The organism is Planomonospora parontospora (genome assembly GCA_014647935.1).
Lineage (GTDB): Bacteria > Actinomycetota > Actinomycetes > Streptosporangiales > Streptosporangiaceae > Planomonospora > Planomonospora parontospora.
The window spans coordinates 1-11,328 of the sequence record BMQD01000058.1; the positions used below are offsets into that span (position 1 = coordinate 1).

At 70.6% G+C, this 11,328-nt stretch carries 12 protein-coding genes; 7 read left to right on the forward strand and 5 right to left on the reverse strand.

Annotation, left to right across the window (positions count from 1 at the left end; genetic code table 11):
* Positions 1-792 precede the first annotated feature (792 nt).
* Entirely contained in the window at positions 793-1,443 is a 651-nt protein-coding gene (locus IEZ07_RS34720; protein ID WP_191898678.1) for an SAM-dependent methyltransferase, read from the forward strand.
* 72 nt (positions 1,444-1,515) lie between these two features.
* Here IEZ07_RS34720 and IEZ07_RS34725 read toward each other — a convergent pair whose 3' ends face one another.
* From IEZ07_RS34725 to IEZ07_RS34745, 5 genes are all read right to left on the reverse strand, one after another.
* The gene (locus IEZ07_RS34725) at positions 1,516-1,857 is read right to left on the reverse strand and encodes a hypothetical protein (RefSeq protein ID WP_191898679.1); all 342 of its coding nucleotides are present in this window, start codon (positions 1,855-1,857) and stop codon (positions 1,516-1,518) included.
* Between the two features lie 2 nt (positions 1,858-1,859).
* Positions 1,860-2,261, reverse strand: coding sequence for a flagellar export chaperone FliS (gene fliS / locus IEZ07_RS34730; RefSeq protein ID WP_191898680.1), 402 nt, complete (start codon positions 2,259-2,261; stop codon positions 1,860-1,862).
* A gap of 6 nt (positions 2,262-2,267) precedes the next feature.
* Positions 2,268-3,965: a flagellar filament capping protein FliD gene (gene fliD / locus IEZ07_RS34735; protein ID WP_191898681.1), complete on the reverse strand. Its 1,698-nt coding sequence runs from the start codon at positions 3,963-3,965 to the stop codon at positions 2,268-2,270.
* Between the two features lie 171 nt (positions 3,966-4,136).
* Positions 4,137-5,342, reverse strand: coding sequence for a flagellin N-terminal helical domain-containing protein (locus IEZ07_RS34740; RefSeq protein ID WP_191898682.1), 1,206 nt, complete (start codon positions 5,340-5,342; stop codon positions 4,137-4,139).
* Between the two features lie 191 nt (positions 5,343-5,533).
* A complete protein-coding gene (locus IEZ07_RS34745; protein WP_204054794.1) occupies positions 5,534-6,397 on the reverse strand; it encodes a sigma-70 family RNA polymerase sigma factor in 864 nt (287 codons plus the stop codon).
* A gap of 272 nt (positions 6,398-6,669) precedes the next feature.
* Between IEZ07_RS34745 and IEZ07_RS34750 the strand changes: the two genes are divergently transcribed.
* The 6 genes from IEZ07_RS34750 to IEZ07_RS34775 form a co-directional block, all read left to right on the forward strand.
* Positions 6,670-7,152 carry a flagellar protein FlgN gene (locus IEZ07_RS34750; protein WP_191898684.1) on the forward strand — a complete coding sequence of 161 codons (483 nt, stop codon included), beginning with the start codon at positions 6,670-6,672 and terminating at the stop codon, positions 7,150-7,152.
* A gap of 3 nt (positions 7,153-7,155) precedes the next feature.
* Complete coding sequence (gene flgK / locus IEZ07_RS34755; RefSeq protein WP_191898685.1) at positions 7,156-8,604, forward strand: flagellar hook-associated protein FlgK; 1,449 nt, start codon at positions 7,156-7,158, stop codon at positions 8,602-8,604.
* Between the two features lie 6 nt (positions 8,605-8,610).
* Positions 8,611-9,501 (forward strand): flagellar hook-associated protein FlgL, encoded by an 891-nt coding sequence (gene flgL / locus IEZ07_RS34760; protein ID WP_191898686.1) that lies wholly within the window; start codon positions 8,611-8,613, stop codon positions 9,499-9,501.
* A 20-nt stretch (positions 9,502-9,521) separates the two neighbouring features.
* Positions 9,522-9,947, forward strand: coding sequence for a flagellar assembly protein FliW (locus IEZ07_RS34765; protein ID WP_191898687.1), 426 nt, complete (start codon positions 9,522-9,524; stop codon positions 9,945-9,947).
* A gap of 48 nt (positions 9,948-9,995) precedes the next feature.
* A complete protein-coding gene (csrA, locus tag IEZ07_RS34770; protein WP_191898688.1) occupies positions 9,996-10,295 on the forward strand; it encodes a carbon storage regulator CsrA in 300 nt (99 codons plus the stop codon).
* Between the two features lie 171 nt (positions 10,296-10,466).
* Positions 10,467-11,328: hypothetical protein (locus tag IEZ07_RS34775; protein ID WP_191898689.1), on the forward strand; the 862-nt coding region annotated here is incomplete at its 3' end.

The following is an 11,328-nucleotide window of genomic DNA, read 5'->3' on the forward strand; positions in this document are numbered from 1 at the left end:
GTCGTCCCAGTAGTAGGACGCGGTGGTGGCGCCCTTGAGCATGACCTGCTCGCCCTCACCGGTGTCCGCGCTGGCCGTACCGGCAGTGATCACGCTCAGTCCGGCGGTCAGGGTCAGACCCAGGGTGGCGGTGAGGAGACGGGCACTGGTGGTGAGGCGGGCGGCGAACGTCATGAAGGCGGTTCCTTTGTGTGGCGACAGGACTCCGGTTCCGTCCGAGCTCCCGGAGGGGCTCGGGCGGGGCCGGTGAAAGCCCTGCTGTAGCGGCCTTCGACATCCAGTAAGCCGTCCGGACGTAGCGGTGCCAGTGCGGGAGAGGTGCAGCCCGGTTGCCGGATCCGGGAAACCCTAAAGCCCCGAAACCGCCGGGGATCCCGGACCTCTCACGCGCCCGGGAACCGAGCCTTCCCCAGGGGAGGCGGCAGGGGGCACGGGCCGGGGTCCGTGGTGTCCCGGCGTCTGGGCGACGGCCGGGTGTGATCCCGCGCCGTACGAAAGGGGGAGGTCACGGCGGTGACCGGCGAGAACGCTCCTCCTGGGGTGGCGGCGGAGGGGCGCCGTCGGCCCGGCCGGTGTTTACGGCGTGAACAGTGGGGGTTCCGCGAAGACGTCGCGCTCGCCGTACAGGGGGCGCAGCCGTCGGGGCGGGAGGTGCGGCCGCTCGCAGCCTTCACGGCCTCGATTTTGCTGTTTTGGCAATAGTATTTGTCAAACCGGTCACCGTCGGCGGATAGTTCGGGCAGGGGACGGCGATCATCGCACCCCGGAGAAGACACAGAGGAGGACACCCCGATGTCGGACGAAACCGTCACGGACGAGCAGCTCTGGGACGCCCGCTACAGCGAGAGCGAGCGGATCTGGAGCGGGAATCCCAACGCCGTCCTGGTCAGGGAGGTCACCGGCCTCGAGCCGGGCAGGGCGCTGGACCTGGGGTGCGGTGAGGGGGCCGACGCGATCTGGCTCGCCCAGCAGGGCTGGCGCGTCACCGCCGTGGACATCTCCCGCGTCGCCCTCGGCCGTGCGGCCGGGCACGCGGCCGAGGCCGGTGTCGCCGACCGCGTCGACTGGCAGTGGCACGACCTCGGGGCGTCCTTCCCCGACGGCGCCTTCGACCTCGTCTCCGCCTGTTTCCTGCACTCGCACGGCGACCTGCCGCGAGAGAAGATCCTGCGGACCGCCGCCTCCGCCACCGCTCCCGGCGGGACGCTCCTCATCGTCGGGCACGCGGGGCCCCCGCCCTGGGAGCACGACCACCACGGCGTGCACCTGCCCACCCCGCAGGAGGTCCTCGAATCCCTCGACCTCCCGGACGGGCGGTGGGAGGTGCAGCGCTGCGAGGAGCACGAGCGGACCCAGACCGCCCCCGACGGGCGGCCGGTCATCCGCACGGACAACGTCCTCAGGGTCCGGCGCCTGGACGACCGGGCCGAGCCGAGGCCGTAGCCGTGCGGCGGTGCTCGCATCGTGAGCACCGCCGCACGGTTGAAGCGGGAGGTCTGCGCCCGAAAATCCCGATCAGGCGGCGCAGTTGATGTAAACGGGGCGAGGGGCGCCGTTGCTGCCGGACTCCACACGGGCGATCATCGCGGCCTGGCGGCGGTTGCCGGCCATGATGAGCGTCATGGCCTGCGCCACCGCGATCTGCCGGGCCAGGATGGCGTCGGCGCGGGGCCTCAGGTCGAGCGGGAGCGGCCCGAGGCCCTCCGGGGGCGACCAGGGGTCGGCGACGGGGATCTCACGGGTACGGCGGTCGTCGGAGAGCATCTCCTCCACGGCGACCACGTCCATCTCCAGAGCGTCCAGCGCGGCGCACCAGGCCGAACGCCACTCGTCGGCAGCGGGTCGCTGCGCGCTCACGGCTACGCCACCCGGGCGGCGGCGCCGACCGTGCCGGCCTCGGCCACGGCCGTGCGCCACGCGTCGCGCAGCGGCTCGACCAGGGCGCGGCAGGACACCACCTGGGCGGCGTCACGGCGCACGTTGGCCTGGATGAGCTGGGTGAGCAGGAAGCCGTACAGCTCGGAGAGGCCCTTGGCCCCCTCCCAGACGTCCATCCGGAGCGAGGAGCGCAGCTCGATGACGATCTCCTGGGCGTGCTGGAGCTGGGCGGAGGCCGTCTCCCTGTCTGCGCGGCCCAGGGCCTCCTCGGCCTTGACCAGGTCGAGGACGAGCCGGTCGTACAGCATGACGAGCAGCTTGCCGGGGGACGCCGTGGTGACCGCGTCGGCCATGTACCGGGCTCGCATGGAGGGGTTGTTCATGACGCGCTATCCGTTCTGGATCGTGGGGAGGCTGGCGATCTGGCCGGCCAGCCAGCTCGACTGCTGGTTCAACTTGCCGAGAGCGACCTCCAGACCGCTGAACTGCTTGCGCAGGGCCTCTTCGCGCTTCTCCAGGCGCAGGTCCCAGGCGTCGATCCGCTTGTTGAGGTCGGTGATCGTGTTCTCACCGCCCTTGATGGCGGACGTGATGCCGTTGGTGCTGTTGTTGGCGATGATCGACAGCTTCTCCGCCAGGCCCATCATGCCCGTGACCTCGGTCTTGGGCACCGGCTTGCCCTGGGCGTCGACCCTGCCTTCGATCACGGGGTCCTTGGCCGTCACCGCGTTCTTGACCGCGTCGGGATCGGCCGCGTACGCCTTGAGGAACTTCTCGCGGTTGAAGGCGAGCTTGCCGCCCTTGTCGAGCTGCACGCCGATCTGGGAGAAGCTGCCGTAGTCGGTCTGGCCGTTTCCGACCTGGCCGAGGATGGTCTGGGTGATCTGTCGGACGGCGAAGTTGCCCGTGAGCGGCTGCTTGGTCTTCGAGACGCTGTTGTAGGAGGTCTGGTTGGAGATCTCGCTCAGCGCGGCGTTGGCGGCGTCGACGAACGCCTGCATCTTGCTCGCGACGGCGTCGCTGTCGGGGGAGCTCGTGACGGTGACGCCGGTCTCGACCTTGCTCACCGACAGGGACACGCCCTGCATGACGCCGGTGAAGGTGTTGCTGCCGCTGGTGACGGTGTAGGCGCCGGCGCCGCTGCCCACGCTGATCTTCGCGTCCTGCGCGGTGACCGCGACGTTGGTGGTCCCGGCGAACCCGGTGCGGGTGTCGGTGGGCGCCACGGCCAGGCCGGTGACCTCCAGCGTCCCGGCGGTTCCGGTCTTGCTGTGGAAGATCTCCAGCTTGGGGCCCTGGCCCGCGACGGTGGTGACCTTGGCGGTGACGCCGATGCCCGCGGCGTTGATCGCGTCGGCGACGCCCTGCGGGGTGTTCTTGTCGGCGGCCACCGCGACGTTCACCGGGGGCGCGCCGTCGATCGAGATGTCGACGCCCGCGGCCTGGTCGGCCAGCGCGGGGGTGGTGGCGGTGGCGAAGGAGGCCGTGGACCTGGCGGTGCCGACGAAGTCGAAGGAGGCCGCCGTGCCCGTCTTGGTGGAGGTGAGCTGGAGGACGGTGCCCTGGTCGGTGGTGACGACCGCGGCCCGCACGTCCAGCTTCTTGGCGTTGATGGCGTCGGCGAGGCCCTGGGGGTTGTTCTTGTCGGCGGCCACCGTGATGTCGACGGGGTCACCGGTGCCGATCTTGATGCTGACGCCGGTGACGGGCGGGAGGCTGCCGTCGGAGGCCAGCACCGGGTCGGTGGCGGAGGCGAACGTGGCGGTGCGGACCTGCGCCCGGGCGAGGTTGACGACGTCGAGGGTGAGGGTGGCGGTCGGGGCGCCCGTGGTCCCGGTCGCGGTGACCGCGGCCGAGGACGAGGCCGCCTTCGAGCCGGTCCAGGTCGCGTCGGCGAACATCGCGTCGGCGGCCGTCTTCAGCGCCGCCAGCTTGGTGTTGATCGCCTGGTAGGAGGACTGGACCTTCTGCTGGGCGGTCACCTTGGTCTTGAGGCTGGTCTGCGAGGCAGCCTCTACCTGCATGAGCTGGGAGATCAGTGAACTGGTGCTCAGCCCGCTGACAAGGCCGTCGATGCTGCTGGTCACGTATGCGAGTCCTCTCTTCGGTGCACGCCCGCCGGCGGGCGTTCGCGCCCGCCCCGTCGAGAGGGCACGTCGAACAGGCGAAAGGGCGGCCGGCGGATTACGCCGGCCGCCCTCCCGTTTCTTGCCTAGGCCCGGTGGGCGCCCTCAGATCGACTCAGGGCGCCTCTCGGATTAACCCAGGAGCTTCAGCACGGACTGCGGCGCCTGGTTGGCCTGAGCGAGCATCGAGGTGCCGGCCTGGGACAGGATCTGGTTGCGAGTGAAGCCCACCATCTCCTGAGCCATGTCGGTGTCGCGGATGCGGGACTCCGACGCGGACAGGTTCTCGATCGCGACGTTCAGGTTGTTGATCGTGTGCTCGAATCGGTTCTGGTAAGCACCGAGCTTCGCACGCTGGTCGGACACCTGGGAGATGGCGTCATCGAGGTCGTCGATCGCGTTCTGGGCCGCCGTGGTGTCGGTCAGAGCGGTGCCGCTCAGACCGAGGTTGGAGACGTCCATGGCGTCGATCTCGACGTTGATGCGCTCATCGTTGTTGTTGTTGGCGCCGACCTGGAACACGCCGCCCGAACCAGTGGCAACGGTGACGTTCTGCGCCGACACACCGGTCAGAGCGGAACCGACGCTAGCCGTCTGGAAGGCTTCCTTGCCGACCATCTTGAAGCTCACGCCGCCACCGTTGGGGTCAATGGTGGAGGTGAGCTTGACCTCGCTGCCGTCGCCGCCCACGCCCTGCAGGGCGCTCTTGATGCCGGCGTTGACGGCGTCAACGTAGGCCTCGGGGGTGGCGTAGCTGGCACCGCCGGCGCCCGGCAGCGTGACCGTGACGGTCTGGGTGCTGCCGTTGACCTCGGCGGTGAGGTCGAACTGGTTGTCGGCCGCGGTACCGGAGACGGTGACGCCACCGAACGAAGCCGGAGCGCTCGCGCTCGACTGGAACTGGGAGCCGTAGCTGCCGTCGAGCAGCTTCTGGGTGCCGAACGCCGTGGTGCTGGCGATCCGGTCCAGCTCCGTCTTGAGCTCGCCGAACTCCTTGTTCGCCGCCGCCTGGGCGGCAGCGTCCTGGGAGCCGCCGTTGGAAGCCTGAACGGCAAGGTCACGCATACGCTGAAGGATGGAGTGCGTCTCGGTGAGCGCACCTTCAGCGGTCTGTGCAACCGAGACACCGTCCTGGGCGTTGCGGACAGCGACCTTCAGACCACCGGTCTGGGCGCGCAGGCCCTCGCTGATGGACAGGCCGGCCGCGTCGTCCGCCGCCCGGTTGATGCGGAATCCGCTGGACAGCTTCTCCAGGGACTTCGACATCGCGTTGTCGTTGACCGACAGGTTCCGGTACGAGTTCATCGCGGCGATGTTCTGGTTGATACGCAGACCCATGGTGTTTTCCTCCTTGACTAGGGCCTTGCCGGTCCTTCCGTGGTCCGGTCTGCCACTCTCATCGGCGGCGACCGGAGGCGCTGAAGGTTTCTCAGCGGCTTTTTTCAGATTTCTCCGGCCGGGTCTCTCAGCCCGTACGGCGTGCGGCCGGAGGGCGCGCGAGGCGCCTGCCGTACGGGAAGTTCAGGGGGTCAGGCGACGCGGGCGACCGGGGCGCCGAGGGCGTCGGTCAGGGCCAGGCGGCTGCGCAGGTCGCCCTTGGCGGCGATCTCGGCGTAGTAGGCGGTGCGGCGCTTGGCGACGCAGCCGTCGGGGCGCTCGGGGCTCTTCACCATGGCGGGCTCGAGCTGGGCGTTCATGCCGTCGCGCAGCAGCACCAGGGCCTCGGCGCGGAGCTGGGAGACGCGGGACTCGGTCACGCCGAGCTCGGTGGCGATCTCCGCCATCGGCCGCTCCTCGAGGAAGTAGCGGGTGACGACGAGGCGCAGGCGCTCGGGCAGCGAGTCGACCGCGTGGGTCAGGTAGCCGAGGCGCTCGCGGTGGAGCAGCAGCTCCTCGGGACCGGCGGTCTGCTCCTGGACCATGTCCTCGGCGGTGCCGGGGGCGAAGCCCTGCAGGCTCAGCACGACGGCGCGCTGCACGTCCTCCTCGATGGACTCGACCTCTTCCTCGGCGACGCCCAGCGCGGTGGCGAGCTCGCGGTTGGTCGGGGTGCGGCCGAGGGAGCCGCTGAGCTGCTGGCGGACGGTGTCGAGCTGGCGGGCCCGGCTGCGCACCGAGCGGCTGGCCCAGTCGAGGCCGCGCAGCTCGTCGACGAGGGCGCCGCGGATGCGGACGGCGGCGAAGCGGCCGAAGGGGGTGCCGCGCTCGGGGTCGAAGGACTGGGCGGCGGCGGCCAGGGCGGCCAGGCCGGCGGAGGTGAGGTCGTCACGGTTGACGTGGGAGGGGACCCGCATGAGCGTCTCGCGGACGATGTGACCCACCAGCGGCAGGTGCTCGCGGACGAGGTTCTCGATCTCGCGGCTGACGGTGGTCGTGGTGCCCTGGGTCCTCACGTGCAGCCCTCTCGTGACGATGTACTGGGAAGTGGTGCATTCGGCCCGTTCGGTGCCGACATGTAGAGAAAACAGGCACAAAGAGGTAGGAACCGGTTGCTTTCGGTTGCCGAACGGTTGCGGAATCTCACTTCTCGTCATGGCGCGAGCACGGGCGGTCATAGTTCGCGTACCTGACCGGGAAGTCCTCAGGCCGGGCGGTCCGATGCCGACGGGGTCCGGTGAGGAAGCGCGCCGTCCAGGCGCCCCCTACGACTGAGAAGGCGGGACGGATGGGTTTGGCCGATCTGTCGAGCACGCTGTGGCGAGTCCGCGAGATGCTGGACCTCCTGCTGTTCAAACTCGAAGAGGAGCAACTCGTACTGGCGGCGGGCAAGACGCGCTGGCTGCCGCACGCCACCCGCGAGGTGGAGATGGTCCTGGAGCAGATCCGCCGGGCCGAGATCCTGCGCGCGGCCCAGGTCGACGAGGTGGCCGCCGAGCTCGGCCTGCCGCCCGCGCCCAGCCTGGCCGCCCTCGCCGAGGCCGCCGGCGGCCCGTGGGCCGAGCTGTTCACCCAGCACCGGACCGCGTTCCTGACGCTGACCGCCGAGATCACCGCACTCGCCGAGGCCAACCGCGAGCTGCTCACCGTCGGATCGCGCGCGGTCCACGAGGCGCTGATGAACGTCACCGGCTCCGTGGCCACCTACGGCCGCTCCGGCGAGACCGTCACCGCAGGCCGTTCCTCACGACTCGTCAATGAGGCGATGTAGCAGATGAGCACCTTCTCCGGCATCTCCACCGCGCTGAGCGCCATGTACGCCCAGCGCCAGGCGCTCGACGTCAACGGCCAGAACATCGCCAACGCCAACACCGAGGGCTACACCCGCCAGCGGGTCGAGCTGAACTCGGTCGGCGGGGTCGTCACCCCGGCCGTCCACTCCCTCAGCGACGGTCTGGGCAACGGCGTCACCGCGTCGGGCGTCACCCGCCTGCGCGACGCGTTCCTGGAGTCGCGCGGGCAGATCGAGCACGCCAAGCTCGCGCAGCTCGCCGGCCAGGAGGCGATCCACACCCGGATCGAAGAGGTCTTCAACGAGCCCAGCGACATCGGGATCCAGTCGCAGCTGTCCGACTACTGGAACGCCTGGCACGACGTCGTCAACCAGCCCGGGGACCTGGCCGCCCGCGCCCAGCTCCTGCAGCGCGGCGGCACCGTCGCCGACAGCCTGCGCAGCAGCGACGACGCCCTCGACTCCCTGTGGAACAGCACCGCCGACCAGCTCGACTCCTACGTCACCGAGGTCAACACCGCCGCCGACACCGTCGCCCAGCTGAACAAGGCGATCGTGCGCGCCACCGCCGCGGGCCTGCCGGCCAGCGAGCTGGCCGACAAGCGCGACGGCCTGGTGCTGCGGCTCGCCGAGCTCACCGGCTCCACCTCCAAGACCCTCGGCAACGGCGCCGTCGACGTCCACCTGGGCGGGGCCAAGCTGGTCGACGGGGGCACCGCCCGTGAGCTCAAGGTCGCCGGCGGGGGCTCGCTGCGCGACGTGATGGCCGACCCGGTCGCCAACGCGGTCGCCCTGCAGTGGAGGGACAGCAGCACCGACGCGGGCATCGCCTCCGGCGAGCTCGCCTCGTCGCTGCAGTCGCTCAACAAGGTCCTGCCGGAATACGCGGCCAAGCTGGACGGGGTCGCGGCCAGGCTCGCCTCGACGGTCAACACCCAGCACACCAGGGGCTACGACCTCAACGGCGCCGCGGGCGGCGACTTCTTCACCCCCACCACCGGCACGGTGATCACGGCCGCCACGATCAAGGTGGGCCTCACCGACCCGGCGGAGGTCGCGGCCTCGTCCGTGGCCCCGGCCACCGGGACCGACCCCGACACCGGGCTTCCGCTCCCGGTCAAGGGCAACCTCGACGCCGGCAATGCCGACGTGCTGGGGGGCTTCGCCAAGGCCGACGGCGGTCCCGACCGGTTCTACCGCGAGACCGTGACCGCCCTGGGCGTCGCCTCCCAGGCCGCGCAGCGGCGGACCACCATCCAGGCCGGCGTCACGCAGAACAACGACGCCCAGCGCGCGGCGCAGTCCGGGGTCAGCCTGGACGAGGAGATGGCGAACATGCTGCTCTACCAGCGCGCCTACCAGGCAGCCACCCAGATGATCAACACGATCAACGGCACTTTCGACTCCCTCTTCAGCATGATCCGGGGCTGATGACACATGACCTACATGCGCGTCACCGAACGCTCGATCTCCACCAGGGTGCTCAACAACCTGCAGGGCAACATCTCCCGCCTGGACGACATCCAGCAGAAGCTGTCCAGCGGCAAGCAGCTCTCCCGGCCCTCCGACTCGCCCACCGGCACCACCTCGGCCCTGTCCCTGCGCAGCGACATCCGCACGCAGGAGCAGTACATCCGCAACACCGACGACGGCCTCGGCTGGCTGGGTACCATCGACACCGCGCTGACCAACGCCAACAGCCAGGTCAACCGGGCCAGGGAGCTGGTGCTGCAGGGCATGTCCGCCGGTGCGGGCGGCTCGGCCAGCGCGCGCACCGCACTGGCCGTCGAGATCGAGAACATCCGGGACTCCCTGATCGGCGTCGCCAACACGACCTACCTGGGCCGCCCCGTCTTCGGCGGCGCCGCCTCCGGCTCGGTGGCGTACGAGAGCGACGGCACCTACAAGGGCCAGGGCGGCGAGGTGCTCCGCAGCATCGGGGACAACACCAAGATCGCGGTCAACTCCGACGGCGAGAGGGTCTTCGGTTCCGGGAGCAACCAGCTGTTCACCGTGCTGTCGGACATCGCCAGGAACCTCAAGGGCAACCCCGGGGCCCTCACCAGCGACCTCACCCGCCTCGACACGAGCATCGAAAGCATGCAGACCGAGGTCGCCGACATCGGTGCTCGTTACAATCGCGTGACACAGATGCGCGACACGGCCGACGCCCGGATTCTGAGTCTCAAGACCCAGCTGTCCGACATCGAAGACATCGACCTGCCCATGACGATCACTGAGCTGACCCTCCAGCAGACCGCCTACCAGGCGGCGCTGGCGGCGACGGCCAAGGTCGTGCAGCCCTCACTCGTGGACTTCCTGAAATGATCTCTGTAGAGGACCGCCCGATGAACGCAGACACCGCGGCTCCGGTGGACACCACCGGCGGCGAGCTGCCGACGATCGAGTTCGTCTGCCCGATGCCGGGCTTCGCGAACCACCGCCGGTTCGTGCTCGTGCGCGTCGACGAGGACGGCGTGCTGTACTCCCTGCGCTCGCTGGAGGACCCGGACCTGCGCTTCCTCGTCATCTCGCCGAACCCGTTCTTCCCCGGCTACGAGCCCGAGATCGACGACGAGACCCTGGCGATGCTCGGCGCGGGCGAGACCTCGAACCTCCTCGTCCTGCTCATCGTCACCGCGCCGGGCTCCATCACCGACGCGACGGCCAACCTGATGGCCCCGATCGTGGTGGACACCGCCACCCGCCGGGCCGTCCAGACCGTGCTCAGCGGTTCGGACCTGCCGGTCCGGGCTCCCCTGGTATCCGTCTGAGATCGGTTAGGCTGCCGATACGTCCCCCGGTGAGAGAAGGAGCCGCACGTGCTGGTGCTGACCCGCCGCTCGGGGGAGAGCCTGATGATCGGTGACGACGTCGTCGTCACCGTGCTCGACGTCCGGGGGGACGTGGTCCGGATCGGCATCCGCGCGCCGCGCTCGGTGCCGGTGCACCGCGAGGAGATCTTCCGCGAGCTGCAGACCGCCAACCGCGAGGCCGCCTCGCCCAACGAGGACGCCCTGGCCGCACTCCGCCGCATGCTGCGTCCCGGGGCTCCCGGAACTCCCGGCGGGACCGAGGGCGGCGGGGAGACCGGCGGGGAGACCGGCGGAGCGGACGCGTAGGGCTGCGGCCCCTCGCGCACCGCACCGGCTCCGGCCCTCCCAGGAGCGCCCGGCGGCCGCCGGGACCAGCCCCCGGCGCCCCGGTGGCACCGGGACCGGCGGTCCCGCGCGCCCGCAGCGGGGCTCGCCCCGCTCCACGACCCTCCTGCCGGAGCAGATCCAGAGAAGAGCATGAGCCGGACATCCCGCGGAGTCACGCCGACCGGCGGATCGCGCCTGGTGCGCGAGCCGTACGGCTGGCTGACGTACCTCCTGGCCGCGGGCGCGCTGGCCCTGGCCGCTCCGTCGGCGGCCGCGGTCTCCCCCGTCCTGGACGCCCTGTGCTGGGTCGTGCTGCAGGGTTCGTCGCTGGCGGCCGTCCTCGTCGGCATCCGCCGGTACGGCCTGGGCCGCCTGTGGGCCTGGCGGCTGATCGGCACGACAATCACGCTGGCCTGGGTGGCGTCCGCGTTCTTCTGGGGCGTCGGCTGGACGTGGCTGCGCCTCCCCGCGGCCCTCAGCGCCTACCAGATCACCACCCTGCTCTCGTACGGCCTGGGCCTGGTCGCGCTGACCGTGCTGGGGCTGCGGAGCGGCGGCTCGCGCTGGGCCGCGCTGCTGGACGCCGCGATCATCACCGTCGGCGTGGCCATGCCCTTCTGGGCGTTCTTCATCAACCCCGTGATCGACCACAGCGGCTACACCGGCGCGGAGCTCGCCTTCGCGCTGGTCAGCCCGATCGTCGACCTGTTCCTGCTGGGCATGATCCTGCGGATGACGCTCGACAGCGGCCGAGCGCCGTGGCTGCTCCTGCTGAGCGTCTCCTACGTCTCCCTGTTCGTCGCGGACGGCGCCTACCTGCTCGACCTGGCGGCGGGCCGGCCGGCCGGCGCCCTCTCCACGATCACCTGGCTGGGCTGGGCGGTCCTGGTCGGCTCCGCCGCGCTGCACCCCAGCGTGGCGGCCGCCGGGCGGCTGAGGCCGCCCGTCGTCTCCAGCCGGGCGCGGGCCGCCACGTTCCTGGCCCTGGCCCTGCTCGGCCCCCTGGCCTCCA